The 24,861-nt window shown below is 66.7% G+C and carries 23 protein-coding genes and 1 pseudogene; 12 read left to right on the top strand and 12 right to left on the bottom strand.

The genetic code is table 11. The features are described 5' to 3' along the window. Nucleotides 1-587 precede the first annotated feature (587 nt). A complete protein-coding gene (locus tag DWA33_RS13005; RefSeq protein ID WP_114358509.1) occupies nt 588-854 on the top strand; it encodes an SEL1-like repeat protein in 267 nt (88 codons plus the stop codon). Nucleotides 855-900: 46 nt separating this feature from the next. Here DWA33_RS13005 and DWA33_RS13000 read toward each other — a convergent pair whose 3' ends face one another. Continuing rightward, nucleotides 901-1,899, bottom strand: coding sequence for a Bug family tripartite tricarboxylate transporter substrate binding protein (locus DWA33_RS13000; protein WP_114358508.1), 999 nt, complete (start codon nt 1,897-1,899; stop codon nt 901-903). 137 nt (nt 1,900-2,036) lie between these two features. Here DWA33_RS13000 and DWA33_RS12995 point away from each other — a divergent pair, with 137 nt between their 5' ends. The 6 genes from DWA33_RS12995 (at nt 2,037) to DWA33_RS12970 (ending at nt 7,598) form a co-directional block, all read left to right on the top strand. Beyond that, nucleotides 2,037-2,621, top strand: a complete 585-nt coding sequence (locus DWA33_RS12995; RefSeq protein ID WP_114358612.1) for an NnrU family protein — start codon at nt 2,037-2,039, stop codon at nt 2,619-2,621. Nucleotides 2,622-2,625: 4 nt separating this feature from the next. Beyond that, nucleotides 2,626-3,450 carry a 3-methyl-2-oxobutanoate hydroxymethyltransferase gene (gene panB, locus DWA33_RS12990; protein ID WP_114358507.1) on the top strand — a complete coding sequence of 275 codons (825 nt, stop codon included), beginning with the start codon at nt 2,626-2,628 and terminating at the stop codon, nt 3,448-3,450. Nucleotides 3,451-3,613: 163 nt separating this feature from the next. Next, nucleotides 3,614-4,270: a tetratricopeptide repeat protein gene (locus DWA33_RS12985; protein ID WP_114358611.1), complete on the top strand. Its 657-nt coding sequence runs from the start codon at nt 3,614-3,616 to the stop codon at nt 4,268-4,270. A gap of 45 nt (nt 4,271-4,315) precedes the next feature. Beyond that, a complete protein-coding gene (locus tag DWA33_RS12980) occupies nt 4,316-4,864 on the top strand; it encodes a hypothetical protein (RefSeq protein ID WP_114358506.1) in 549 nt (182 codons plus the stop codon). Between the two features lie 71 nt (nt 4,865-4,935). Beyond that, nucleotides 4,936-6,315 carry a ribosome biogenesis GTPase Der gene (gene der, locus DWA33_RS12975; RefSeq protein ID WP_114358505.1) on the top strand — a complete coding sequence of 460 codons (1,380 nt, stop codon included), beginning with the start codon at nt 4,936-4,938 and terminating at the stop codon, nt 6,313-6,315. Beyond that, entirely contained in the window at nt 6,312-7,598 is a 1,287-nt protein-coding gene (locus DWA33_RS12970; protein WP_114358504.1) for a TCR/Tet family MFS transporter, read from the top strand. The genes der and DWA33_RS12970 overlap by 4 nt, the downstream gene beginning before the upstream one ends. Before the next feature lie 21 nt (nt 7,599-7,619). Here DWA33_RS12970 and DWA33_RS12965 read toward each other — a convergent pair whose 3' ends face one another. The 5 genes from DWA33_RS12965 to radA all read right to left on the bottom strand — a co-directional run bounded on the left by DWA33_RS12965 (nt 7,620) and on the right by radA (nt 13,682). Next, complete coding sequence (locus tag DWA33_RS12965) at nt 7,620-8,807, bottom strand: ABC transporter substrate-binding protein (RefSeq protein WP_244601295.1); 1,188 nt, start codon at nt 8,805-8,807, stop codon at nt 7,620-7,622. 122 nt (nt 8,808-8,929) lie between these two features. After that, a complete protein-coding gene (locus DWA33_RS12960) occupies nt 8,930-9,673 on the bottom strand; it encodes an SDR family NAD(P)-dependent oxidoreductase (protein WP_114358503.1) in 744 nt (247 codons plus the stop codon). 149 nt (nt 9,674-9,822) lie between these two features. After that, nucleotides 9,823-11,352 carry an amidophosphoribosyltransferase gene (gene purF, locus DWA33_RS12955; protein ID WP_114358502.1) on the bottom strand — a complete coding sequence of 510 codons (1,530 nt, stop codon included), beginning with the start codon at nt 11,350-11,352 and terminating at the stop codon, nt 9,823-9,825. 23 nt (nt 11,353-11,375) lie between these two features. After that, nucleotides 11,376-12,011 (bottom strand): CvpA family protein, encoded by a 636-nt coding sequence (locus tag DWA33_RS12950; RefSeq protein ID WP_114358501.1) that lies wholly within the window; start codon nt 12,009-12,011, stop codon nt 11,376-11,378. A gap of 213 nt (nt 12,012-12,224) precedes the next feature. Beyond that, nucleotides 12,225-13,682 (bottom strand): DNA repair protein RadA, encoded by a 1,458-nt coding sequence (gene radA, locus DWA33_RS12945; protein ID WP_114358500.1) that lies wholly within the window; start codon nt 13,680-13,682, stop codon nt 12,225-12,227. A 224-nt stretch (nt 13,683-13,906) separates the two neighbouring features. Here radA and DWA33_RS12940 point away from each other — a divergent pair, with 224 nt between their 5' ends. Then, nucleotides 13,907-15,541, top strand: a complete 1,635-nt coding sequence (locus DWA33_RS12940; protein ID WP_114358499.1) for a hypothetical protein — start codon at nt 13,907-13,909, stop codon at nt 15,539-15,541. Next, nucleotides 15,538-15,795 carry a hypothetical protein gene (locus tag DWA33_RS12935; RefSeq protein ID WP_114358498.1) on the top strand — a complete coding sequence of 86 codons (258 nt, stop codon included), beginning with the start codon at nt 15,538-15,540 and terminating at the stop codon, nt 15,793-15,795. The genes DWA33_RS12940 and DWA33_RS12935 overlap by 4 nt, the downstream gene beginning before the upstream one ends. Nucleotides 15,796-15,858: 63 nt before the next feature. On the opposite strand, the gene alr is transcribed toward DWA33_RS12935, so the two are convergent. After that, the gene (alr, locus tag DWA33_RS12930) at nt 15,859-17,103 is read right to left on the bottom strand and encodes an alanine racemase (protein ID WP_114358497.1); all 1,245 of its coding nucleotides are present in this window, start codon (nt 17,101-17,103) and stop codon (nt 15,859-15,861) included. Nucleotides 17,104-17,170: 67 nt separating this feature from the next. After that, the gene (locus DWA33_RS12925; RefSeq protein WP_114358496.1) at nt 17,171-18,667 is read right to left on the bottom strand and encodes a replicative DNA helicase; all 1,497 of its coding nucleotides are present in this window, start codon (nt 18,665-18,667) and stop codon (nt 17,171-17,173) included. 395 nt (nt 18,668-19,062) lie between these two features. Here DWA33_RS12925 and DWA33_RS12920 point away from each other — a divergent pair, with 395 nt between their 5' ends. Next, nucleotides 19,063-19,260, top strand: coding sequence for a hypothetical protein (locus DWA33_RS12920; RefSeq protein ID WP_114358495.1), 198 nt, complete (start codon nt 19,063-19,065; stop codon nt 19,258-19,260). A gap of 23 nt (nt 19,261-19,283) precedes the next feature. On the opposite strand, the gene DWA33_RS12915 is transcribed toward DWA33_RS12920, so the two are convergent. Next, complete coding sequence (locus DWA33_RS12915) at nt 19,284-20,534, bottom strand: cyclopropane fatty acid synthase (protein ID WP_114358494.1); 1,251 nt, start codon at nt 20,532-20,534, stop codon at nt 19,284-19,286. Between the two features lie 269 nt (nt 20,535-20,803). Here DWA33_RS12915 and DWA33_RS12910 point away from each other — a divergent pair, with 269 nt between their 5' ends. Together DWA33_RS12910 and DWA33_RS12905 are read left to right on the top strand one after the other, a co-directional pair. Next, a complete protein-coding gene (locus DWA33_RS12910; protein ID WP_114358493.1) occupies nt 20,804-21,748 on the top strand; it encodes a cytochrome c family protein in 945 nt (314 codons plus the stop codon). Between the two features lie 124 nt (nt 21,749-21,872). Continuing rightward, nucleotides 21,873-22,221 (top strand): annotated as a pseudogene (locus DWA33_RS12905) (PaaI family thioesterase); the annotation flags it as partial. A gap of 124 nt (nt 22,222-22,345) precedes the next feature. Here the strand turns inward: DWA33_RS12905 and DWA33_RS12900 are convergent. The 3 genes from DWA33_RS12900 to DWA33_RS12890 form a co-directional block, all read right to left on the bottom strand. Further along, on the bottom strand, nt 22,346-22,852 hold the full coding sequence (locus DWA33_RS12900) for a DUF4760 domain-containing protein (RefSeq protein ID WP_147270244.1): 507 nt from the start codon (nt 22,850-22,852) through the stop codon (nt 22,346-22,348). A gap of 389 nt (nt 22,853-23,241) precedes the next feature. Beyond that, on the bottom strand, nt 23,242-23,829 hold the full coding sequence (gene rplI, locus DWA33_RS12895; RefSeq protein ID WP_114358491.1) for a 50S ribosomal protein L9: 588 nt from the start codon (nt 23,827-23,829) through the stop codon (nt 23,242-23,244). A 35-nt stretch (nt 23,830-23,864) separates the two neighbouring features. Further along, nucleotides 23,865-24,815: a hypothetical protein gene (locus DWA33_RS12890; RefSeq protein ID WP_114358490.1), complete on the bottom strand. Its 951-nt coding sequence runs from the start codon at nt 24,813-24,815 to the stop codon at nt 23,865-23,867. Nucleotides 24,816-24,861 lie beyond the last annotated feature (46 nt).

Raw genomic sequence — 24,861 nt, 5'->3', positions numbered from 1 at the left:
CGACGAGAGGGTGTCGGCGAGACATCAGGTCAGACGACCGGATCCGACCATGGCAGGGGATCACCCGACCAGAGGCGGACCGGTAGAAGAAACGGTTTTTCTTCGAACGGTGCGGACGCAAGGTCCGCAGTTTCACGAGCGGCGAGCCGCATGTGAGATCTGAGCCTGACGTGTTCGCCGACGCCCTCGTTGTTTGTGGGGCGCCTCGTCCCACGCCGGCGCGATCCGGCATCCCTGCTTCATTCCGACATCGACACGAGTTCCCGCGCCGCCTCCCGGCAGCGCGACCGCCGCCGTCCACGCGCCGGTTTCCCCGGGCGGTTGCGGCGATGGTTATCGGTTCGCCAAACCGGACGGTAAACCGTCTCTCACCGAATTCAAAAAGTGACTGCGGCGCAGGCGTTTCTCGAATCGGCCGGGACCGAGCGCGGCGCTGCGTTCAGAAATCGTTCAGCGCATCGCTTAAACTGCTCTTCAAATTTGATCGGTCATCATCACCCCATAACGCGCCGGGTCACGGCGGTGGGGACGACAGACAGAGGACAGGAGCCGCCCTCCGGTTCGGCGGCCAAAGATGGAGAGCAAACATGCTGCAGGGACATCTGAATATCGAAACCGCGATGCCGATCGAAGCCGGGGAGAACCCCGATGCGCTGTTCGACCTCGGCCTGCTGTTCGCGTCGGGCCGCGGTGCGCCGGTCGATCTGGTGGCGGCGCACAAGTGGTTCAATCTGGCGGCGTTGAAGGGCCGGACCGACGCGATCGCCTATCGCCGTGAGCTCGCCGAACTGATGTCGGCCGACGAGATCGCGGTCGCCCAGCGCGAAGCCCGCGCCTGGATCGCCTCACACTAAGCTCACCGCTTCGGCTTCGCGCGGTCGCAGGCGACCGCGCTGGGATTCAGCGAATCTCGATGCCGGCCTCCCGGATCACGTCCGCCCATGTCCGTTTCTCGTCGGTGATCTTCTGCCGCAGCGCCTCGGGCGTCGACGGTTCGGGCAGCATCATCTGAGCTTTCAGTTTCGCGATCACCGCCGGATCGGCGAGTGCGGCCGCGACCTCGTGGTTGATTGCGGCGATCAGCGCGTCCGAGGTGCCGCCCGGCGCGACCAGCGCATTCCAGGCGTCCGACTGCACGTCGATGCCGCTCTCCTTCAGCGTCGGCACGTCGGCCAGGAACGGCGAGCGCTCTGGCGTCGTCACCGCCAGGATCTTCACCGACCCCGCCGCCTGCTGCGGCGCGACCGAGATCGCCGGCAGGCAGGCCGCCTGTACGTCGCCGCGGATCAGCGCGGTCACCGCGTTGGGCGAGCCTGCATAGGGGATGTGTACCATCCTGCTGCCCGCCTTCCGGGCAATCGCCTCCATGCACAGCTGCGACAGCGATCCCGCTCCGATCGACGCATAGGCCAGCCCATTGGCATCGGCCTTCGCTCTGGCGACAAACTCCGCCACGCTGCCGACGCCGGAATTCGTCGGCACCGCCAGAACGCTCGGCATCCTGGTCAGCAGCGTCACCGGCGCGAGGTCGCGTGCGGGATCGTAAGGCAGTTTCGGAAACAGCAACGTGTTGATGGCGAGCGGTCCCGGGATCGAAATCCCGAGCGTGGCGCCGTCGGGGGACGCCTTGGCGACCGCGTCCGTCCCGATGTTGCCGGAGGCGCCGGGCTTGTTCTCGATCACGAACGTCGAGCCGGGATGTCGCACATGGAGTTGGTCGGCCAGCACACGGCCGACCAGGTCGGGCGTCGATCCCGCCGCGAACGGGACGATGATCCGCACCGTCTTCGGCGGCCACGTCACGGCAGCCGGTTCGGCGCCGCCGGACCCGGTGGATCCCGCCAGCGCCAGCACCGCGAGTGCGGCCAGCCAGGGGCGCCGGAATGTCGTTCGCGTCATTTGCATCGATCCTAAAAACAATGATACCCGAACAAGTCCCGCGGTGCCGGCGATGTTGGCTCGGCGCGACCGGGCGGACCATAGTGGGATCCAAAGGCTGCGGATACCGCCGCATGCGTGCGGGCGAGGGGGGCGTGATGGGACTTGCGTTGATGATCGTCGGCCTGGTGCTGTTCGTCGGCACTCACGTGGTCACCACCCGACGTGATCTGCGCACACGATTGATCGGCATCGGCGGAGAGGCGGTCTACAAGCTGGCCTACGCGGTCCTGGCGATCGTCGGCATCGGCCTGATCGCCTACGGCTTCGGTGCCTACCGCTCGGCGGGCATGATCGACATCTGGTATCCGCCGCATTGGACCAAGCACGTCACCGCGCTGCTGATGCTGCCGATGGCGATCCTGCTGGTCGCCGCCTACGCCCGCGGGCGCATCTATCGCGCCGTCAAGCATCCGATGATCACGGCGGTCAAGCTCTGGGCGGTCGCGCATCTGATCAGCAACGGTGACCTCGGTTCGATCATCCTGTTCGGCTCGCTGCTGGCCTGGGCGGTGTACGACCGCATCTCGCTCAAGCATCGCCGCGATCCCGGCGGTCCGCCGATCCCCGTCGGTGGTGCGAAGAACGATGCGATCGCGGTCGGCGTCGGCATCGTGCTGTATGCGGCGCTCGCCTTCCTGTTCCACCCTTACGTGATCGGCGTCCCGGTCTTCGGAGCCTGACCCTATGTCTGTCCAGTCGCAAATCCGGCGGAAGACCGCCCCGGAGATCCGTGCCCGCAAGGGCGGCGATCCGATCGTGATGCTGACCTCGTACCACGCGCATACCGCGTCGCTGGTCGATCGCTATTGCGATGTCATTCTGGTCGGCGACTCGCTCGGCAACGTCATGCACGGCTTCGAGACCACGGTGCCGGTGACGCTGGAGATGATGATCCTGCAAGGCCACGCGGTGATGCGCGGCTCGCAGCATGCGCTGGTGGTGGTCGACATGCCGTTCGGCTCCTACGAGGCGTCGAAGGAGCAGGCGTTCCATTCCGCCGCGCGTATCCTCAAGGAGACGCATTGCGGTGCGGTCAAGCTCGAGGGTGGGGTCCGGATGGCCGAGACCATCGCCTTCCTGACCGAGCGCGGCATCCCGGTGATGGGCCACATTGGTCTGACGCCGCAGTCGATCAACACGCTCGGCACCTTCAGGGCCCAGGGCCGCGAGGAGGGGAGCTGGGAGCCGATCGAGGCCGATGCGCGCGCCGTCGCGGATGCCGGGGCCTTTTCGGTGGTGGTCGAAGCGGTTGCCGAACCGCTCGGACGCAAGATTACCGAGGCGATCCCGATCCCGACCATCGGCATCGGCGCCAGCGCCGCTTGCGACGGCCAGGTTCTGGTGCTCGAAGACATGCTCGGGCTGTCGCCGCGCGTGCCGAAATTCGTCAAGCGCTTCGGCAATCTCGGGCCGGGGATTGAAGAGGCAATCAAGGGCTATGCCGAAGAGGTGCGCTCGCGCGCCTTCCCCGGGCCCGAGCACGTTTACGGCATGAAGTCGAAGGTGTGAGGTCGGCGGCGAAGCGCGCCGGGCGCTCGAGGTATCCCCTTGATCAGGCTCGCTTTGCCTTGCCAGCGCCATAACGCTAGGGTATCGCCCCGCGACCGCGAGGGACGGGCGAGCGGCGGCATCGATCAGGATGCTGCGCTGTCGGGACAGGAAGTATCTCCAAGTGTCTGAATTATTTAATGAAGTCGACGAGGAGCTGCGTCGCGAACGGCTCAAGAAGCTGTGGGACAAATACTCGCTCTACATCATTGCCGCTGCGGTGTTGGTCATCGTCGGGGTCGGTGCATGGCGCGGCTATGAGTATTACGCGGCCAAGCAGGCGGCCGAGGCCGGCGCCGCGTTTGCCGCCGCCGCAGAACTCGCCGAGCAGAACAAGCATGCCGAAGCGGAGGCCGCCTTCGACAAGATCGCCGCGTCTGCGCCGTCCGGCTACCGGATGCTGGCGCGGCTGCGCGCCGCAGCCGAAGTCGCCACGCGCGATCCGGGGCTGGCGGTGAAGCGTTACGACGAGATTGCCGCGGATCGCCGGCTGCCGGCGCCGTATCGTGATCTCGCCAGCATCCGCGCTGCGGGGTTGGTGATGGACACAGCGAACTACAACGATCTGGTCCAGCGGCTCGAGCCGATCGCCACCGCCGACAGTGCGTTCCGGCACACCGCGCGGGAGCTGCTGGCGCTGTCGGCTTGGCGCGCCAACAACGTCGCCGCGACCCGGCAATGGATCGACAAGATCACTACCGATGCGGAAACGCCGGGCAGCCTGCGCAGCCGTGCCGACGTGCTGCAGGCGCTGCTGCCGCCGGCTGCCACCAAGAGCTGAAGCTGTTCGAGCGACCGCGACACCGAAGACTGTGAGAGATAATCCATGCGCCTGTCGCACCGCCTGATTCCCCTCGCCGTGCTGGTCGCTCTGTCCAGCGCCTTGGCCGGTTGCGGCAGCATGAGCGGGTTCGATCCGACCGACATGTTCGACTTCCTCGATCAGAAGAAGAAGCTGGCCGGCGAGCGGAAGCCGGTCTTTCCAGAGGGCGTGCCGGGCCTCGAACAGGGCGTTCCGAGGAGCCTGTATAAGGACGAAGTCGAGCAGCAGCAGCGCGAGCAGGCCGCCGCCGTGGCCCCTGCGCCGATCGAAGACAAGCCGAAGCCGGCCGCGCGGACGCGGACTCGGCATAATTCGGCAGCCCGACGTCCGGCTGCGCCGGCCGCTGAGCCCGCCGCCGACCCGGCCGCCGAGGAAGAGGGCGGGGCCGCCGCGGTACCGCCGGCGCCGAAACCGGCCAAGCAGTCCCGCCGTCGCATCACCGCGCCACCGGCGGAAGATCAGTCCTCCGCACCTGCGCCGGCCCAGTCGCAGTCCTCCGGAACGGCGCCTGCCTTCCCGGCACCGCTGCCGAGCGGCAGCTTCCAGCGCTGACGGGGCGCGCGACCTCGAAGGTCTGAGCCGGGCGACATTGACAGGCCGCCGCTTCTCGGCGACGGATCAGCATGTCTTTCACCCTCGCAATCATCGGCCGACCCAATGTCGGCAAATCGACGCTGTTCAACCGCCTGGTCGGCCAGAAGCTGGCGCTGGTCGACGATGCGCCGGGCGTCACCCGCGATCGTCGTGAGGGCGAGGGCCGGCTCGGCGATCTCAGCTTCACGCTGATCGACACCGCCGGCCTCGACGAGGGGCCGAAGGGCTCGCTGACCGCGCGGATGCAGGAGCAGACCGAGACGGCGATCGAACTCGCCGACGCGCTGCTGTTCGTCATCGACGCCCGCGCCGGTCTGACGCCGAACGACCGCGCCTTCGCCGATTTCGCCCGCCGGGCCAACAAGCCGGTGGTGCTGGTCGCCAACAAGAGCGAGGGCAAGCACGGCGAGATCGGCGCAATGGAATCCTACGCCCTCGGACTCGGCGATCCGGTGCAGATTTCCGCCGAACACGGCGAGGGGATGGGCGAACTCTACGACGCGCTGCGACCGCTGTTGCCCGAGCCGGTCGAAGAAGAGGACGACGATCAGCCGTTCGACGACAGCGACGAAGCGATCGCGACGCGCCCGATCCGGGTGGCGATCGTCGGCCGCCCGAACGCCGGCAAGTCGACCTTCATCAATCGCCTGCTCGGCGAAGAGCGGCTGCTGACCAGCCCCGAGGCGGGCACCACCCGCGACTCGATCGCCGTCGAGGTCGAATGGAAGGGCCGCGACTTCCGGGTGTTCGATACCGCCGGGCTGCGGCGCCGGTCGCGGATCGAAGAAAAGCTGGAGAAGCTGTCGGTCGCGGACGCGCTGCGCGCGGTGCGGTTCGCCGAAGTCGTGGTGCTGATGATGGACGCGCAGCATCGCTTCGAAGAGCAGGATCTGCGGATCGCCGACCTGGTCGAGCGCGAGGGCCGGGCGCTGGTGATCGCGGTCAACAAATGGGATCTGATCGAGCGCCAGGGCGGCCAGATCGCGCAGCTTCGCGCCGATGCCGACCACTGGCTGCCGCAGATCAAGGGCGTGCCGATCGTCGCCACCTCCGGCATGCTCGGCGAGGGCGTCGACCGCCTGATGCAGGCGATCCAGGATGCCTACAAGGTCTGGAACCGGCGGGTGCCGACCGCGGCGCTGAACCGCTGGTTCGAACAGGCGATTTCGCAGAACCCGCCGCCGGCGGTGTCCGGCCGCCGCCTGAAGCTCAACTACGTCACCCAGGCCAAGGCGCGTCCGCCGAGCTTCGTGGTGTTCTGTTCGCGTGCCGACGCGGTGCCGGAATCGTACCTGCGCTATCTGGTCAACAGCCTGCGCGGCGCATTCGAACTGCCCGGCACGCCGGTGCGGATCACGCTGCGTGAAAAGGCCAATCCGTTCGCCCACAAGCGCAAGCGGAAGTCATGACCGAGCAGGCCGCCGCGCAACACCCGCCGGTGCCCGGCATGACCGGGCCGCGCCGGGCCGCCGTCGGCTTCATCTTCATCACCATCGCGCTCGACATGCTCAGCCTCGGCATGATCCTGCCGATCCTGCCGAAGCTGATCGAGAGTTTCTCCAACGACAACACCGCGGACGCGGCGCGGATCTACGGGCTGTTCGGCACCGCCTGGGCGCTGATGCAGTTGTTCGCCTCGCCGATTCTCGGCGGGCTGTCGGATCGGTTCGGCCGCCGGCCGGTGATCCTGCTGTCGAATGTCGGCCTCGGTCTCGACTACATCCTGATGGCGCTGGCGCCGTCATTGTGGTGGCTGTTCGTCGGCCGGGTGCTGTCGGGCATCACTTCGGCCAGCATCTCGACCTCGTTCGCTTATATTGCCGACGTCACGCCGGCGGAGAAGCGGGCCGCGGTGTTCGGCATGGTCGGCGCGGCATTCGGACTGGGCTTCACCTTCGGGCCGGCGATCGGCGGCCTGCTCGGCGGCGTCGATCCGCGGCTGCCGTTCTGGGTGGCGGCGGCGCTCAGCCTGGCCAATGCGCTGTACGGACTGTTCGTGCTGCCGGAGTCGCTGCCGCGCGACCGGCGGTCGCCGTTCCGCTGGAAGTCCGCCAATCCGATCGGCGCCGTGCGGCTGCTCGGCTCGAACGCCACGCTCGCCGCGCTGGCAGTGGTCGAGTTCTGCGCCGAGGTGGCGCATGTCGCGCTGCCGGCGACCTTCGTGCTCTACACCGGCTATCGCTACGGTTGGGACCAGACCACGATCGGTCTGGCGCTGGCGTTCGTCGGCGTCTGCACCACCATCGTGCAGGGCGGCCTGGTCGGCCCCGCGGTGAAGCTGCTCGGCGAGCGCAACGCGCAGATCATCGGCTATGGCGGCGGCGCGCTCGGCTTCCTGATCTATGCGCTGGCGCCGAGCGGCGCGCTGTTCTGGATCGGGATTCCGGTGATGACGCTGTGGGGCATCGCCGGGCCGGCGACGTCCGGGATGATGACGCGACTGGTCTCGCCGGCTCAGCAGGGCCAGTTGCAGGGCGCCACCACCAGCGTCAAGAGCGTTGCCGAACTGATCGGCCCGTTCATGTTCACAATGATCTTCGCGTACTTCATCGACGTCGGCGCGCCGCTGCATCTGCCGGGCGCGCCGTTCCTGGTCGCCGGCGCGCTGCTGCTGGTGTCGGTGATGATCGTGGCGATCGCCTCGCGGAAAGCCGACAGCAAACAGGCGCCGCAAGCGGCGCCTGAATGCTGAACGGACCGATGGTTCGCCGGCTTACTTCTTGACCAGCGGGCACTCGCTCTCGGACAGCGGGCGGGCCGCGTCCTCGGCGGAGATCATCGAGATCTTCTTGTAGTAGTCCCACGGCCCCTTCGACTCGGCCGGGGTCTTCACCTCGAACAGATAGGCGGGGACCATCCGCCGTCCGTCGGCGCGAATGACCGACTTGCCGAACAGCGTGTCGTCGGCGGGCATCTCCTTCATCTTGGCGACCACCGCCTTGCCGTCGTGCGGATTGCCGCCCATCGCTTCCAGCGTCTTCAGATAGTGCAGCACCGCCGCGTAGACGCCGGCCTGAGTCATCGACGGCTTGGCGTTGTTCTTGGCCTGCTCCTGGAAACGCTTCGACCAGGCGCGGGTGTCGTCGTTGAGATCCCAGTAGAACGACTCGGTGAAGGTCAGGCCCTGCGCGGTCTTCAGCCCGAGCGAGTGCACGTCGTTGATGAACAGCAGCAGCGCGGCGAGCTTCTGGCCACCCTGGACGATGCCGAATTCGGCGGCCTGCTTGATCGCGTTGGTGGTGTCGCCGCCGGCGTTGGCGAGACCGATGACGTTGGCCTTGGAGGCTTGCGCCTGCAGCAGGAACGAGGAGAAGTCGGGAGTGTTCAGCGGATGCTTGACGCTGCCCAGCACCTTGCCGCCGCTGGCGGTCACCACCGCGGACGTGTCGCGTTCCAGCGCGTGGCCGAACGCGTAGTCAGACGTCAGAAAGAACCATGTCTTGCCGCCCGCCTTGGTCAGCGCCTGACCGGTGCCGTGCGCCAGCATGTAGGTGTCGTAGGTGATCGAGATGGTGTTGGGGTTGCACGCCTTGCCGGTCAGGTCGGCGCTGGCGCCGCCCGAATTCATCAGGATGATGTTCTTTTCCTTGGCGAGATTGCTGATCGCCAGCGCGACGCCGGAGTTCGGCGTATCGGTGATCATGTCGACCTTGTCGACGTCGACCCACTGCCGCGCGACGTTGACACCAATGTCCGGCTTGTTCTGGTGATCGCCGGAGACCAGTTCGATCTTCCAGCCCTTCTTCTCGAGACCGGAATCGGCGATCGCCAATTTGGCGGCGACCACCGAATTCGGCCCGCCGATGTCGGCGTACAGGCTCGACATGTCGTTGAGCACGCCGATCTTGGCGGTCTTGTCGCCCGACTGCGCCCAGGCCGGCGCGGCCAGCGCTGCACTCATCAGCGCAGCCGAAATGGCGTGCGTGAACACTGCTCTCATCATTTCCCCCTTTGTGTGGATAGCTGATTGACTGCGGATGTTGTCCCCGCTTGCAGTCAGTCAATCGCGCTGCCGGGCCGAAGTCAATCGGCGGAGGGGTCTTTCACGGTGCGGGAGGGGCCGTCGAACAGCTTGCCGGTCTCGGAAAAGGACGGCAGGCACAGCGGCAGCAGCAGCTCTGCGACCTGGTCGGGCGTCGGCAAGGTTTCCGGATCTTCGCCCGGCATGATGTTGGCGCGCAGCTTGGTGCGGGTGGGGCCTGGATCGAACAGGTTGATCCGGATCGGCGTGGTGTTGGCCACTTCCTTGGCCCACACTTGGACCAGCGTCTCCAGCGCGGCTTTCGAAGCTGCGTAGGGGCCGCGATAGGCCGGAGCGCGGCCGCCGGCGCGGGAAGTCAGGAATACCGCCCGGCCGGCGTCGGAGACCCGCAGCAGCGGCTCCATGCAGCGGACGAGCTGGAAGTTCACGTTCAGGTTGATGCCGATGACGTCGAGCCACGGCTTGAGATCGATATGGCCCAGCGGCGAGGACGGTCCGGCGATGCCGGCATTGCCGACCAGCACGTCGAGCTTGCCATGGCGTTCGTAGATCGTGCCGCCGAGCCGGCCGATCGCCTGATAGTCGGTGAGGTCGAGCGGGACCAGCGTCAGCGGGTGCCCGCCGTCCTTGCGAACCTCGTCGTCGAGCTCTTCGAGCCCGCCCTGGGTGCGGGCGACGGCGATCACGTGCGCACCGGCCCTGGCAAGTGCCTTGGCGGTGGCGTAGCCGATGCCGCGCGAGGCGCCGGTGACGAGAGCAATGCGGGAAGCGAGAGGTTGGGTCATGGAGAGGTCCGGCTCAAGATATATCGCGCATTCTCATACGCGGATGAGACCGGCGTATCCATCCTCTAAAAGAGGTATCTTCAAATGCTGGCTGCAAAGCAAACGCCGCCACCGGCGAAGCCGGTGACGGCGCTTGGGAAGATCGCAGCTCAGCTCGCTTCGGCCAGCAGTGACAATTGCCGTGGCGTCGCTTCGGTCTGGTTGAGATCGGTGAGGCCGGTCGGATAGTCGCCGGTAAAGCAGTGATCGGTGAACTTCGGCAGCGCCGGATCACGGCCCGGTTCGCCCATCGCGCGATAGATGCCGTCGACCGACAGGAAGGCGAGCGTGTCGGCGCCGATCAGGTCGCGCATCTCGTCGAGCGAATGCGTCGCGGCGAGCAGGCCGGCGCGATCCGGGGTGTCGATGCCGTAATAGTCCGGGTGGGTGATCGGCGGCGAGGCGATGCGGAAGTGCACCTCGCGGGCGCCGGCATCGCGCATCATCTTCACGATCTTCTTCGAGGTGGTGCCGCGGACCAGGCTGTCGTCGATCAGCACGATCCGCTTGCCTTCGATCGCGGCACGATTGGCCGAATGCTTCATCCGCACGCCGAGCTCGCGCACGCTCTGGGTCGGCTGGATGAAGGTGCGACCGACATAGTGGTTGCGGATGATGCCGAGCTCGAACGGCACGCCGGACTGGCGCGAGTAGCCGATCGCCGCCGGCACGCCGGAATCCGGCACCGGCACCACCACGTCGGATTCGACGTGACTCTCGAGCGCGAGCTGCGCGCCGAACGCCTTGCGAACGTCGTACACCGAGCGGCCGCCGACGATGGAATCCGGACGCGCGAAGTAGATGTACTCGAAGATGCAGGGGCGGGCCGGCTGCGGCGGGAACGGCTTATGGCTGGTGACGCCGTGGCGGTCGAACACGATGACCTCGCCGGGCTCGACGTCGCGGACGTAGCGCGCGCCGATGATGTCGAGCGCACAGGTCTCGGAGGCGAGGATCGGACAGCCGTCGAGTTCGCCGAGCACCAACGGGCGGATGCCGAGCGGATCGCGGGCGCCGACCAGCTTCTTGTTGGTCAGCGACACCAGCGAGTAGGCGCCTTCCAGCGCGCGCAGCGACTCGATGAAGCGTTCGATGAAGCGCGTCTTCTTGGAGTGTGCGACCAGATGCAGGATCACCTCGGTATCGGTGGTCGACTGCATGATCGCGCCGCTGCGGATCAGCTCCCGGCGCAGCGTCAGGCCGTTGGTGAGATTGCCGTTGTGGCCGACCGCGAAGCCGCCGGCGTTGAGCTCGGCGAACAGCGGCTGGACGTTGCGCAAGATGGTCTCGCCGGTGGTCGAGTAGCGGACGTGGCCGATCGCCGAATTGCCCGGCAGCCGCGCGATCACGTCGGCGCGGGAGAAGGTGTCGCCGACCAGACCGAGCCGGCGCTCGGAATGAAACCGGCCGTTGTCGAACGACACGATACCGGCGGCTTCCTGGCCGCGGTGCTGCAGCGCATGCAGGCCGAGCGCGGTGATCGCCGCCGCATCGGGGTGCCCGAAAATGCCGAACACGCCGCACTCTTCGCGCAGCGTGTCACCATCGGTATCGAAAACGGTATCGTCGAGGATGTGTTGGTCGCGAGCGTCCGAAGCGGGCGTTGCGGCGTCGTCGGAAGAGCTGGGCATCGCGTCCATCGCGCCTTTCCTGTGGGACACGCTCAGCGCGTGGCCGGTTTGCCCTCTATCAGGTTTTTCAGGCCGTCACGGGCGGGTTTGCTGTAGCCGTCATTTGTCCCGGGAGCAGCCGAATCGTCGGTCTGCTGCTGGTCGTCCTCAGGCTTGTTCTTCTTGAACCGCTTCAAAATGGTATTTTCAGGGTCGTCCGGCAAGAGCGTCATCAGCCAATCGCCGGTTCCCTGCAGCACGGTGCGTGATTTCGCGTTGGTGACCCAGTCGGGGCGCTGCTTGTCCGGCACCAGCCAGTTGAAGAACAGATACGCCACCACCACGATCAGCAGCCCGCGGGCGAGGCCGAACAGAAAGCCGAGGGTCCGATCCAGCGCACCGATGCGCGAATCCAGGATCATGTCCGAGATCCGCACGGTGATGATCGACACGATGATCAGCGTGCCCAGGAACACGCCCGCGATCACCACGACGGCGGCGACGGTCTCGGACGAGAAGTAGGTCCGAGCCATCGGCATCAGTTTCTGAAACGCGTACAGCGTCACCAGCGCAGCCGCGCCCCACGCCGCGATCGACAGCACTTCGCGCATGAAGCCGCGCACCATCGCCAGCAGGCCCGAAACCAACATCACCGCGAGAACAATGAGATCGAGGATGGTAATCGGCATCGGCAGGTCAGGTCCGCTCGGTCAGCACAACGGCGAATCGGCGTGCACGGGCTCGGCACAGGTGACGGTGGTATGGCACGCGGCGCAAGGCGAGAAAACCACCCGCGTCCGCCTCGCCACAGCAATGTTCCGCTGGGTTAAGGCTTGGTGGCCGGATATGTTCAGCTTGCGCGGGCGTTGTATAGCGGCGCGCCCTGCAAACGTCACGCCGCTTCAACCCTCCTGGCGCCGGAATCGCGCCGGTGTTGCATTTGAGGCAGCTTTCGCCCGCGGCGCACCGTCATCGTCGCCCCGCCGGGTGCCGCGCGCGGCAATGTCCGCCACCAGGCTGGACAGCCCGCCGACCGATTGCAGCGCCAGGCCGGCATCGGCGGGCGCGTCACCACGGGTCTGTTCCGGCAGCACCGCGCGGGCGAAGCCGAGCTTGGCGGCCTCCTTCAGCCGCGCCGGGGTCTGAGCCACCGGCCGCACCGCACCCGACAGCGAGATCTCGCCGAAATACACCGCATCGGTCGGCAGCGGCGCGTTCGCCAGCGACGACACCAGCGCCGCGGCGGCGGCGAGGTCGGCGGCGGGCTCGTTGATGCGCAGGCCGCCAGCCACGTTGAAATACACGTCGTAGCCGCTCAGCTTGACGCCGCAATGCGCCTCCAGCACCGCCAGCACCATCGACAGCCGCGCCGAGTCCCAGCCGACCACCGCGCGCCGCGGGGTGCCGAGCGTCGATGGCGCCACCAGCGCCTGCAGTTCGACCAGTACCGGACGGGTGCCTTCGATGCCGGCGAACACCGCGGTGCCCGGCGAGCCGAGGTCGCGCTCCGACAGGAACAGCTCCGACGGATTGCCGACTTCGCGCAGGCCCAGCCCAGTCATCTCGAACACGCCGATCTCGTCGGTCGGGCCGAACCGGTTCTTGACCGAGCGCAGGATGCGGAACTGCTGCGAGCCTTCGCCTTCGAACGACAGCACCGCGTCGACCATGTGCTCGACCACGCGCGGGCCGGCGATCTGGCCGTCCTTGGTGACGTGGCCGACCAGGATGATCGCCGCCCCGGTCTTCTTGGCGAAGCGGATCAGCGCCTGCGCCGAGGCCCGGACCTGCGTCACCGTGCCGGGCGCGGACTCGACGGTGTCGGTCCACATCGTCTGGATCGAGTCGATCACGATCAGCTTCGGCGTCGCGCCTTCGGACAGCGTCGCGATGATATCTTCGACCGAAGTCTCGGCGGCGAGTTCGACCGGCGCCGCGGCGAGGCCGAGCCGTTCGGCGCGCAGCCGCACCTGGGCGATGGCTTCTTCGCCGGAGATGTAGACGGTGCGGTGGCCGGCTTTGGCCATCAGGCTGGTGGCCTGGGTTAGCAGCGTCGATTTGCCGATGCCGGGATCACCGCCGACCAGCAGCACCGAGCCGCGCACGAAGCCGCCGCCGGTGACGCGGTCGAGTTCGGCCATGCCGGAGGGCAGGCGCGGCGCGTCGTTGCTCTTGCCGGCCAGCGACTCCAGCTTGAACGTCCGGCCGCGCCGCTTGGCGCGGATCGACACCGGCACGGCGTTGTCGCCGGCTTCCTCGACCAGCGTGTTCCACTCGCCGCAAGCCTCGCACTTGCCCTGCCAGCGGTTGAACGCGGCGCCGCAGTTTTGACAGACGAAAGAGGAGGAGGCTTTGGCCATGAGGTCCACGGGGCGCTGAAAGTCTCGATCGCGTGGTGCGTGAATCGAGCCGCCGGGGGCACCCGGCGGGCACCCAATATGTTCGCTCTTTGTTCTGAATGCAAGCGGAGCCGAACGCCGTCGCGGCGGATCCGAGCGATGTTCGCGGATCGCGTTGACCTGGTGCTAACCCGCGGTGGCGATGATCCCGCCGCGAATTCATGCCGGCGAGGGGACATCGCGCGATGATCAAGGCTGCCGATGCCGCCCCAAGCGGCGCACCGACGCTCGGCTGGTGGGCGGCTGCGGCTGCGCTGCTGATCGTCCTGCTGGCGCCGTTCCTGACCATCGACGTTCCGCCGGTGCTCGACTATCCGAACCATCTGGCGCGCTATTTCGTGCTGGCGCATCCGGACGATCCGATGCTGTCGCAGATCTATGCGCCGCATTGGCGGATCCTGCCCAATCTCGGCATGGACGTGCTCGGCGCCGCGCTGCTGAAAGTCACCAGCGTCCATGTCGGCGGCCGCATCCTGCTCGCGTTGAGCCTGCTGATGCCGGTGATCGGCGCGGTGACCTATCACCGCGTGGTGTTCGGCCGGTTCTCGTATTGGCCGCTGGCCGCCGGCGCGATCGCCTTCAACGCGGTGTTCTTTCTCGGCTTCATGAACTTCCTGCTGTCGCTCGGCCTGGCGCTGATCGGCGCCGCGGCGTGGATCGCCCTGCGCCGGCGCGATCGAAACCTCGCGGCCGTCGTGGTCGGTGCGGCGTTCGCCGCACTGGTGTTCTTCGCTCACATCTTCGGCGTGGCGCTGTTCGCGCTGCTGATCGGCAGCGAGGAGCTGGCGCGCATCGTGCGCGCCCGCCGCGAAGGCGCGTCGCTGATCCGTGAGCTTGCGGTGTCGGCCTTGCTGCTGGCATTGGCGCTCGCTCCCGCGGTCGCGCTGTATCTGGCGAGTCCCTTGTCGGACGCCAATGCCGAGACCGGGATCTGGCGCGGCTTTGCCAAATTGTGGGATCTGCTGGCGCCGGTGATGACCACCAGCGATGCGGTCACCGCGCTCAGCGGCGGCGCGCTGTTTGTCGTGCTGGTGCTGGCGGCACGCGGCGTCCAGTTGGCGCCGGCGCTGCCGTGGACCCTGGCGGTGCTGGCAGTCGTCTTCGTCGCCGTGCCGGCGATGTACAAAGGCGGCAGCTTTCTCGATATCCGCCTGGCGGTGATGGCGGCGGTGCTGCTGTTCGCCGGCCTGCTGCCGCGGCTGTCGCCGCGCCGCGCGATCGCCGTCGCGGCGCTGGTGATCGCGGTGATCGTCGGCCGCTCCGCGTTCGTCGCCCACGGCTGGTACGACCATCGGCGCGATCTCGCCGAGCTGCGCGCGGCGATCGCGCAGGTCGAGCCCGGCGAGCGGGTGCTGATGGCCCGCGGCCGCAACATCGATATCGTCGCGTCGGCGCAGGCGGGGCGGGCGCTCGCCGGCTACTTTCCGCTCGACAATCATCTTGGCGCCTTGTTGACGATCGAGCGCCGGGCGTTCTGGCCGTTGATGTTCGCCGACGCATCGCAGCAGCCGCTGGTGCTCAAGCCGGCGTTCGCGCCCTATGCCGGACCGCTGTGCGAGCCGGTCGAACCGGCGCTGCTGCTGCGCATGGCGTCGGCGCAGGCTGGGGCCGTACCCCGCTGCAAGAGCTATCTGGCCGATTGGCCGCACCGCTTCGACGCGGTGCTGATGCTCGAGCCGCCGGCAACGCCGCCCTTGCCGGAACTCGCGCCGGCCTATCAGGGCGACTACGTGGCGCTGTATCGCGTGGTCCCGCCGAAACCGGCGCCCGGTTCCGCTGGCCGCGTCCACGCCGGTGAGGTAACCTCGCCGGCACAATGACCCCGCATCGTCACGGCAACGACTACGAACGGCGGAAATGGCGTCAGGTCGCCGCTCATTTCGGCATGGGGGCGGCGTTCGGGGCGCTGTTTGCCGCGATCGTGCTGTACAACAATTACTTCGGACTGTCGGGCGTGATCGCCACCAGCGAAGCGCCGACCTTGGTGCGGATCATCTTCGTGGTCGGCGTGTCCGGGTCGTTCGCCTTCATGGCGGCGATCACCGGATTTCTGTTTTTGGTCCACGAGGATTGAGCGTTTCGCGGAGCCGCATTCGCGCGCGACAGCGTGGGAAGGTTGGGCTCGGGTAGTGAGCGATCAGCTCGCCGGGGCGACGGGCTCCGCCGTGGCGGCCGGCTCCGCCACCGGCTCGGCGTTGCCGCCTTTGTAGATCCGGGTGTAGCGTCGGCCGAGGCTGGTCAGCACCTCGTAGCCGATCGTGCCGAAATGATGCCCGGCCTCGTCGACGGTGATGCCGTCGCCGATCAGCGTCGCCAGCATGCCGCGGCGCGCGGCGTTGGCGGGCAGGTCGGTGACGTCGACCGCGAGCAGGTCCATCGAGATGCGGCCGGCGATCGGACAGCGCTGGCCGGCGATGATCACATCGGCGCCGCGGGTGCCGTCGCTCGAGCCGGCGGCGCGGAAGTAACCGTCGGCATAGCCCGCCGACAGCACCGCGATCTTGCTCGGCCGCCGAGCGCTCCAGGTCGCGCCGTAGCCGACGGTGTCGCCGCGCTCGACGCCGCGGACCTGCACGATCCGGGCTTTCAGCTCGACCACCGGCTGCATCGGATTGTCGGCTTCCGGGGTGGGATTGATGCCGTACAGCGCCGCGCCCGGACGGACCATGTCGAAGCCGAATTGTGGCCCGAGGAAGATGCCCGACGATGCCGACAGCGACGCCGGCACTCCGGAGAACTGACTGGCGATCTCGCGAAATGCGGTCACCTGCTTGGCGTTCAGCGGATGGTTGACGAGATCGGAGCAGGCGAGATGGCTCATCACCAGGGTGATGCCGTGGTCGCCGGCGACGATCCGCGGCACGATGCCTTGCGCCTCGACCACGGTCAGGCCGAGTCGGCTCATCCCGGTGTCGATGTGCAGTGCGGCGCCGCCGCGCCAGCCGGTGCGGCGGCAGAACACGTCCCATTCGGCCAGCTCGTACAGATCCCCGATCACCGGCTGGCAGTTCAGCTTGGCGAATTCGTCGCCGGTGTTCGGAAAGAACCCGTCGAGCACGTAGATCGTGGCCTCGGTGACGGTCTCGCGCAACGCGCGTGCCTCTCCCAGCGTGGCGACGAAGAAGGTCTTGCATCCGGCGCCGAGCAGCGCCTTGGCGATCTGGCCGGCTCCGCAGCCATAGCCGTCGCCCTTGACCACGCCGGCGCATTCCGCCGGCACCGCGGTCTTCTCCAGCTTGCGCCAGTTGGCGACGACGGCGTCGAGATCGATCGTCAGCACACCGGACGACGTTGCGGTCGCAGCGGCGAACTCGGCGGCTTTGGCGGCCTCCGGGGTCAACAGGTCGGCGACGGTGGCGTTCGGATCGGGAAGGATGTGCATGGCGCACCTTATGCATTGCCTGCGGGCCGTTCAACGGCGGCCGGCGCGGCTCAGATCCGCTCCGGCCTCAAATCCGCTCCGGCAGATGGCTGTCGTCGGTGAGGTCGCTGAAGCGGGTGAACTGGCCCTCGAACTGCAGATCGACGGTGCCGGTCGGACCGTGGCGCTGCTTGGCGATGATCACTTCGGCCTTGCCGTGGACCAGCTCCATGTCTGTCGCCCATTTCTCGTGCTCGGGCGTGCCCGGACGCGGCTCCTTGTTCTGCAGATAGTATTCTTCGCGGAACACGAACATCACCACGTCGGCGTCCTGCTCGATCGAACCGGATTCACGCAAGTCGGCGAGCTGCGGCCGCTTGTCGTCGCGGGATTCCACCTGACGCGACAGCTGCGACAGCGCGATGATCGGGATGTTCAGTTCCTTCGCCAGCGCCTTCAGGCTGGTGGTGATCTCGGTGACTTCCTGGACGCGGTTGTCGCCCTTCTTGCTGGAGCCCTGCAGCAGCTGGATATAGTCGACCACCAGCATGTCGAGGCCCTTCTGCCGCTTCAGGCGGCGGGCGCGGGCGGTGAGCTGGGCGATCGACAGGCCGCCGGTTTCGTCGACGAACAGCGGCAGCGACTGCAGCTCGATCGAGACGTCGCGGATCTTGTCGAAGTCGGCATCCGAGATGCCGCCGCGGCGGATCTTGCTCGACGCGATCTCGGCCTGCTCGGCGAGAATACGTGTGGCGAGCTGTTCGGCCGACATTTCGCAACTGAAGAACCCGACGATGCCGCCGTTGACGGTCTTGGTCGAACCGTCCGGCTGCACTTCGCCGCGATAGGCCTTGGCGACATTGTAGGCGATGTTGGTGGCGAGCGCAGTCTTGCCCATGCCGGGACGGCCGGCGAGCACGATCAAGTCGGAGTGCTGCAGCCCGCCCATCCGGGTGTCGAGATCGCGCAGCCCGGTGGCGATGCCCGACAGCTTTCCGTCGCGCTGGAACGCCTTGGCCGCCATGTCGACGGCGGTGGTCAGCGCCTGGGAGAATTTCTGGAAGCCGCCTTCGTAGCGGCCGGATTCGGCCAGTTCATACAGCCGTCGCTCGGCGTCTTCGATCTGGTTCTTCGGTGCGAAATCGACCGGGGCATCGTATGCGACGTTGACCATGTCGGTGCCGATGCCGATCAGATCGCGGCGCAGCGACAGCTCGTAGATCGTCCGCCCATAGTCCTGAGCGTTGATGATGGTGGTGGCTTCGGCGGCGAGGCGGGCCAGATATTGCGCCACGGTCAGGCCGCCGAGATCGAGGTCGGCCGCCAGAAACGTCTTGAGCGTGACCGGGGTCGCGATCTTGCCGGCGCGGATGATGCTGGCCGCGGTTTCGAAGATGGTCTGGTGGATCGGTTCGAAGAAGTGCTTGGATTCGAGAAAGTCCGACACCCGGTAGAACGCATCGTTGTTGACCAGGACCGCGCCCAGCAGGGCCTGTTCGGCCTCGATGTTGTGCGGGGCGGTCCGGTACGCCGGCGCGCCCGGCTCCGGCGCGAGCTTCAGAACGTTCGAATCGGTGGCGGCCATAGCTCTCGAATATCGGATCGAATTTGTCGGATGCGGGGCGCGACTAAAGCGCCGATTTTCTCGGGAGCGAAAGTCGCAATCGCGCGTTATGCACCAGCGCGACAAGGATGTGGATGACGGCTGAAGCCGCCGTAACGCGTGCTTGACGCGTTCCGGCGTGACCCGAGGCGCATTGAACCTCCGGTCGCGGTCGGACGACAGTTCAAAATGGACGGTCGAGACAGATCGATCCGCTGCAGTCGGGGATTCGTAAGGATTTCCGGCCAAGATGGCGGCAAACGCGATCACCGAGGCTCCCTGGCGGGATGCACTCGAACAAGGTGACGCGCACAGGGCATGAGCGTCGGGAGACTTCGCGGTGGTTCGCGAGGTGTCTCGGATGATGGATAAAGCAGATGGCACAGCAATTTTGCCACGATCATTCCGACCGCGATTGGCTGAATGCGCTGATCGACTCGTTCGAGCGCGCCGCGGTCGAAGAGGCCGAGCATCGGCCGTGCGATCGCGAACTGCTATGCGCCGCCCAAGCCCATCTGGCGCGACCGCTGGAGCCGGCAGCGGATCAGGAACTGGCGATCCGTCTCGTCGGCTGAGAATTGCGGTGGCCGCCGGCTGATCACTCGCCGGCGAGTTGCATCCGCGGACGATGGCGGGTTTCGAGGTCGCGCAGCCTTCGGTCCTCGGCCGCGATATAGTCGCGGACAATTGGCACCACCCCTTGGCGGCGGGTGAGCTGGATCTGGAACACCATCGTGTTCTGCTTGCGGAAGGACATCTCCGACGCCGCCAGATAGAACTCCCACATCCGGACGAAGCGAGCGTCGTACAGCCGTTCGGCTTGTTCGCTGTGCGCAAGGAAGCGCTCGCGCCAGGCTTTCAGCGTCTCGGCGTAGTGCAGCCGCAGGATTTCGATGTCGCAGACCAGGAGTCCGGCGCGTTCGATCGCCGGCAGCACCTCGGACAGCGCCGGCAGATAGCCGCCGGGAAAGATGTACTTGGCGATCCACGGATTTGTGAAGCCGGGCCCTTCGGAGCGGCCGATCGAATGCAGCAGCATCACGCCGTCGTGTTTGAGCAGTTCGGCACAGCGCCGGAAGTAAGTGTCGTAATGTGCGACGCCGACGTGCTCGAACATGCCGACTGAGACGATGCGGTCGAACGGGCCGGGCACGTCGCGATAGTCCTGCAGCAGGAAGCGCGCCCGTTCGGATAGACCGTGCTCGGAGGCGCGCGCGTTCGACTGTTCAAGCTGCTCCTGCGACAGCGTCACGCCGGTGACGTCGGCGCCGCAGGTCCCGGCCAGATACAGGCCGAGACCGCCCCAGCCCGAGCCGATGTCGAGCACCCGTTGCCCCGGGGCGATGAGCAGCTTGGCGGCGATGTGCCGCTTCTTTGCGAGCTGGGCGTCGTCGAGGCTGGTGTCGGGCGTCTCGAAATAGGCACAGCTGTATTGCCGATCTGAGTCCAGAAACAACGCGTACAGCCGGCCGTCGAGATCGTAGTGGTGGGCGACGTTGTGACGTGAGCGGCGGCGCGGGTTGAACTGGTGCAGCGTCCGGATCCAGTAGCGGATCAGCCCGTGCAGTTTGGCCCAGCGCGGGGTCCAATCCGGTTGGTCCATCGCGACCGCCAGCAGGTCCGCGATCGAGCCGCGCTGCATCACCAGGCCGCCGTCCATATAGAGCTCGCCCAAGGCGAGCTCAGGGTCGCGCAGCAGACGGCGTTGGGCTTGGGCGCTGGTGAAATGTGCGCGCACCGGCTCGCCGGTACCGTCCCCGCAGGCGAACGTGGTGCCGCTCGCGGTGGTGAAGACGATGGTGCCGCGTCTGATGAAGCGGCTCAGCAGCAGACGAAATAATCCGTCCATCGGTAAGCCTCGGCATCGGGCGCCGACCATTCGGCAGCGCCTCGACCGCTACAACACCGGCCTTGCGGCTTGGTTCTTAGAGCATCGCCGCATGGCAACGACCAAAAGTATAGTCAAGATTTGAGATACCATCACTGACAGGAGCGTGAGGCTGGTATGCTGCCTCGATCATGCGCGGTGATGTTCCATCTCTCCGCTTCCAATCATCTCACAATTCGCTAAAAGGTCACCCGCCGCAGCTGCGGTGATTTTTTGCATCGGAGGGCTAGATGGTAGGCCGATTGCTCAGTTCGGTAGCGGTGTTGCTCGTGCTCGGCGCTGCCGTCGCACAGCCCGCCCGAGCCCAGAATTTGGAAGCTGGCAAGAGCGCGGCGCAGATCTTCTCGAGCACCTGCTCGGTCTGCCACAAGAGCCCGCGCGGCCTGCTGCGGTCGGTGCCGCCTAATGCGGTCGCGTCGTTTCTGAGGCAGCACTACACCACCAGCAGCGATATGGCCGGCATGCTTGCCGGCTACTTGGTCGCAAACGGCGGCGCGGATGCACGCAGCAGGCAGGACGCCCGCCCGGAAGCCAAGTCCCGCCGCCAACGGCGCGGTGCCGAGGAAGCCGCCACGCCGGAGGAGGGGGCTCCTTCTCCCCAGGCCGTGGAAGACAATCTGCCGCGTGGCCGGAAGAGCAAGCGCCGCGCGGCGCCGATCGAATCCGAAAAGCCTTCGCAGGCTGCCGCTCCGGCCACAGAGGCCGAACCGGCGGTGGCTCCCGAGCCGGAAGCCAAGCCGCAGAAGAAGCGTCGCACCAAGCGCACCCGCGAGAAGCCGGCCGAGCCTGCTGCGACCAAACCGGATGCTCCGGTCGCCGAACCGGGCAAACAGGATGGCGGCGCTCCGGCTCAGCCGGCGGCCGGCAAACCGGCTGCGACCGCCCCTGCCGCCGACACTCCGGTACGGTCCGATCCGGTGCCGGCAGTGACCCCGGCGCCCAAAGCGGCAGAGCCAGAAGCCCCGAAGCCGGCCGCTCCGCCGCCGGAGGCCAAATCGCCTGAGCCGGCCACACCAGCGGTCGCGGCGGAGCCGAAGCCCACGCCGCCGCCGTCGCCGGCCGGCCCGCCGGTCAAGAGGCCGGCCGAGACGCCGCCGACTGCGCCGTCGACCGACGTGGTGCCGCCTCCGCCGAAGCCGCCGTCCGGCTCCGCCGACGTGCCGGTCTCGCGATAGCGCCCACGACGTCTCTCATCCCGACCTGACAAATGCGCGGCCGCCTCGGCCGCGCATCTTGCGTTTTGGAGCCCTGGTGGGCCGGCGGGACAGCAGTCGCGGGCCGAACCTGGTCCCCATGCGACTGTTGCAGCGGCCAGGCTTCTTTGGCGGTGGCGTCAGCGCCGTCCGGGTCGACAACGCCATCCCCATCGCCGCCGCGACGCCGTACGGGCAGGCGGCGCTGACCGCCGAGTTCAAGCTGAACGATCTGGCGCCGGCGGTAGGCGACAGGCTGATCTGCCGCGCCTGGGGTGCTCAAACCCGGCCGCCGGATCACCAGCGTCGCCGCCGACGTGTTTTACGTCAGCGACGGTGTCGAGACTCACACCGCCGCGGTGCTGGCGTCGATCGCGATGATGCTCAAGGCACACCAGCGGAGCGAAAAGTCCGTCATCAACGGGCGCTTCTTAGCGGCCCAAGCCTATTCCTGACTCCCTGAACCCGAGCCGGGCGCCTCAAAGAGTCGGCGGAATCAAGATACTGATACTCGCCGGTCAACAAAAAGCCCGGCCAATGAGCCGGGCTGCTGGGGTCAGACGCGGGGACCACCTTTGTTCATGAAGCTCTCCCATTGAATTTGAGCCTAGAGGCCTGCCGCTTGGCTTCCTCCTCTTTGCGAAGTTTAGCATCATCCCAGCGTTTTTTTAACTCGAAAAGATGCTGAAAGTCCTCAGGCTTCGCCTCCAGCCCATCCAACAGCTTCAGCGTTATCGTTTCCTCAACGTGGAACGAAATGATCGGTTCCATGTAGTCTTCGATTAACGCCTTGATATATAGACCTTGTTCCATGCCCATAGCCATGGATTCAAGGTAGTTTAGTAGCGCTACGATATCAAGGCGGTACGCTTTAACATTGGTTGCCAGATCTCCCTTGTCTCTGGCTCGGGCCATCCGCCGCAGGCATCGTTCTAAGACTGGGCACTCTTCATAGCGGGCGATGATTTCCATCGTCCGGTTGGTGCGGGTCTCCCGTCTTGCTTCGCTGATCTGATATCCTGCAACGAACGCCAAAATGAGGGTCGCGATCACCAGTACGTTGGTGCCTATTGCGGTCAGTGCCACCCACTGGACCTCCGTCAATCCCCAGGTTTCCATGGTTGCCCCCTGCAAGAGTAGGTTGTTGCAGGATAACCCAGGGTTGTTTCTTCGAGTAGCGCTATCGTACCTGTGAGCCTGTTCTGCGATCTTTCTTAAATCTGCTGGACGCAAACGCGGGGATCAACGAAACGGCCAGCACTTGGCGGTATTTCATCTCGAAGAGAACGGCACATTTCGGATCGGTGGCGACGCAGAGAGGCAGCCCGCGTTGCCCCCTGAATCAGCCAGTGCACTCTGTGTCTACGTTGATCGCCAACCCGATCATGAGAACCGCGCGCTCATTGCACCAACGCAAGAACGGCCCGGCCTGATCGCTCAGGCCGGGCCGTCTCACGGATTGGAACGGATCGGGCTTACTGCTCGGCCGGCTGCTCTTCGCCGAACTGCGCGTCCGGATCGAAGAATTCGCCGGCGGCGGCGAGCGCCTCGGCGGCGGCGTCTTCGTCTTCGCGGCGCGTGGAGATGTCTTCACCGCGATTGATCCGCTCGGCTTCCTCGGCGCTGCGCGCCACGGTGACGGAGACCTCGACCTCGACTTCCGGATGCACCGCGACCTGGATCGCGTGCTTACCGATGGTCTTGATCGGCGCGTCGAGCAGCACCTGGCTGCGGTTGATCTTGACGCCTTCGGCATCGAAGCTCACGACGATGTCGCGCACCGACACCGAGCCGAACAACTGGCCGCCTTCCGACGCCTGGCGGATCACCACCACGTTCTGACCGTCGATCTTCTCGGCGACCTTGGCGGCTTCGGCCTTGGCGGCGATGTTGCGCGCCTCGAGGTCGGCCTTCATGTGCTCGTACTTCTCGCGGTTGGCGGCGGTGGCCCGCAGCGCCTTGCCGCGCGGCAGCAGGAAGTTGCGCGCATAACCGTCCTTGACGCGCACCAGCTCGCCCATCTGTCCGAGCTTGGCGACGCGTTCCAGCAGAATGACTTCCATGATGATCTCCTTGTCGTGTGTTGGTGAATGTCGTGTCAGTGAGAAGGCGGAGGCGGCATCGAGCGGCGCTGGAAGTAGCGCTGCCGAAGATTGAGAAAGGCGTCGCCGAGGCCGAGCGCGATCAGGCCGACGGCGGGCCACAGGAAGATCAGCACCAGCGCGTAGGCCGAGCTGAGCAGGAACAGGCGGTTGCGCGATGCCATCGTCAGGGTGTGCAGGGTCGCGGCGCCGGTCAGCCCGTAGGCGACGAACAGCGCCGCGCTCACGGTCTTGCCGACCATCGAGGTCAGGCCGCCGACGAAGCTCAGCGCCAGGGCCAGTGACAACACCGCCAGCGTCATCGGCGGCAGCGTGACCGTGCGCAGATCGGGCCATGGCCGGCTCAACCGGCTCGACGCGGAGGTAATTCGCGCAGCGAGCCAGATATTGAGCGTCAGGGTCAGCATGGCCACCGTGGCGGCCGCCGGCGGGGCGATCGAGACCAAGGCATCGACCAACGCGGCGTCGCTGCCGGGCGTGCTGCGCGGGCCAAGCGCGCGCTGCAGGCCGCTGCGCAGGCCGTCGGCGATGGCGGCGCTGTCGGTGCCGAGCGTGAACAAGGCGGCCATCGTCGTGGTTGCCGCGAAGCCGGCCATCCAGACGACCAGACGGCCGACCGGATACCATTCCAGCGTCGGGGCCTCGCCCTGCGGTGCATCCGCGGCCCGCGCCAGCAGCGCGAGATGGCCGAGCCAGCACGCCGGAACGGCGATAGTGACGACGAAGGCGATCGCGTAAGGGAGGCTGACCAGCGCGGCGAGGCCGACGGCGGCGATCAGGCCGCCGATAGCGGCGGCGAGCACGCCCCAGCCCAGAGCGGCCACCATCAGCGGCAGCGGCGCAAGATAGAACAGCAGCAACGCAATCAGTGCGCCCGAAACGATCGAGGCGAACATGACCGCCGAGGCACAGCCGGCGGCGAGCGCGATCAGAACTGGCATCATCATCAGCTGTCCCGCTCCCTTCGAGCGGTTAGGAGCGTTCGCCCCAACC

The sequence above is a fragment of the Rhodopseudomonas pentothenatexigens genome (genome assembly GCF_900218015.1).
In the GTDB taxonomy this organism is placed as follows: domain Bacteria; phylum Pseudomonadota; class Alphaproteobacteria; order Rhizobiales; family Xanthobacteraceae; genus Rhodopseudomonas; species Rhodopseudomonas pentothenatexigens.
The sequence above is the reverse complement of the archived record's forward strand: the minus strand, read 5'-3'. Positions and strand labels throughout refer to the sequence as shown.

Excerpts from the sequence above, each read along its gene's own strand:
- DWA33_RS13005 (WP_114358509.1), top strand. The coding sequence starts at position 588 with ATGCTGCAGGGACATCTGAATATCGAAACCGCGATGCCGATCGAAGCC.
- DWA33_RS13000 (WP_114358508.1), bottom strand. The coding sequence starts at position 1,899 with ATGACGCGAACGACATTCCGGCGCCCCTGGCTGGCCGCACTCGCGGTG.
- DWA33_RS12995 (WP_114358612.1), top strand. The coding sequence starts at position 2,037 with ATGGGACTTGCGTTGATGATCGTCGGCCTGGTGCTGTTCGTCGGCACT.
- panB (WP_114358507.1), top strand. The coding sequence starts at position 2,626 with ATGTCTGTCCAGTCGCAAATCCGGCGGAAGACCGCCCCGGAGATCCGT.
- DWA33_RS12980 (WP_114358506.1), top strand. The coding sequence starts at position 4,316 with ATGCGCCTGTCGCACCGCCTGATTCCCCTCGCCGTGCTGGTCGCTCTG.
- der (WP_114358505.1), top strand. The coding sequence starts at position 4,936 with ATGTCTTTCACCCTCGCAATCATCGGCCGACCCAATGTCGGCAAATCG.
- DWA33_RS12970 (WP_114358504.1), top strand. The coding sequence starts at position 6,312 with ATGACCGAGCAGGCCGCCGCGCAACACCCGCCGGTGCCCGGCATGACC.
- DWA33_RS12965 (WP_244601295.1), bottom strand. The coding sequence starts at position 8,807 with ATGAGTGCAGCGCTGGCCGCGCCGGCCTGGGCGCAGTCGGGCGACAAG.
- DWA33_RS12960 (WP_114358503.1), bottom strand. The coding sequence starts at position 9,673 with ATGACCCAACCTCTCGCTTCCCGCATTGCTCTCGTCACCGGCGCCTCG.
- purF (WP_114358502.1), bottom strand. The coding sequence starts at position 11,352 with ATGGACGCGATGCCCAGCTCTTCCGACGACGCCGCAACGCCCGCTTCG.
- DWA33_RS12950 (WP_114358501.1), bottom strand. The coding sequence starts at position 12,011 with ATGCCGATTACCATCCTCGATCTCATTGTTCTCGCGGTGATGTTGGTT.
- radA (WP_114358500.1), bottom strand. The coding sequence starts at position 13,682 with ATGGCCAAAGCCTCCTCCTCTTTCGTCTGTCAAAACTGCGGCGCCGCG.
- DWA33_RS12940 (WP_114358499.1), top strand. The coding sequence starts at position 13,907 with ATGATCAAGGCTGCCGATGCCGCCCCAAGCGGCGCACCGACGCTCGGC.
- DWA33_RS12935 (WP_114358498.1), top strand. The coding sequence starts at position 15,538 with ATGACCCCGCATCGTCACGGCAACGACTACGAACGGCGGAAATGGCGT.
- alr (WP_114358497.1), bottom strand. The coding sequence starts at position 17,103 with ATGCACATCCTTCCCGATCCGAACGCCACCGTCGCCGACCTGTTGACC.
- DWA33_RS12925 (WP_114358496.1), bottom strand. The coding sequence starts at position 18,667 with ATGGCCGCCACCGATTCGAACGTTCTGAAGCTCGCGCCGGAGCCGGGC.
- DWA33_RS12920 (WP_114358495.1), top strand. The coding sequence starts at position 19,063 with ATGGCACAGCAATTTTGCCACGATCATTCCGACCGCGATTGGCTGAAT.
- DWA33_RS12915 (WP_114358494.1), bottom strand. The coding sequence starts at position 20,534 with ATGGACGGATTATTTCGTCTGCTGCTGAGCCGCTTCATCAGACGCGGC.
- DWA33_RS12910 (WP_114358493.1), top strand. The coding sequence starts at position 20,804 with ATGGTAGGCCGATTGCTCAGTTCGGTAGCGGTGTTGCTCGTGCTCGGC.
- rplI (WP_114358491.1), bottom strand. The coding sequence starts at position 23,829 with ATGGAAGTCATTCTGCTGGAACGCGTCGCCAAGCTCGGACAGATGGGC.
- DWA33_RS12890 (WP_114358490.1), bottom strand. The coding sequence starts at position 24,815 with ATGATGATGCCAGTTCTGATCGCGCTCGCCGCCGGCTGTGCCTCGGCG.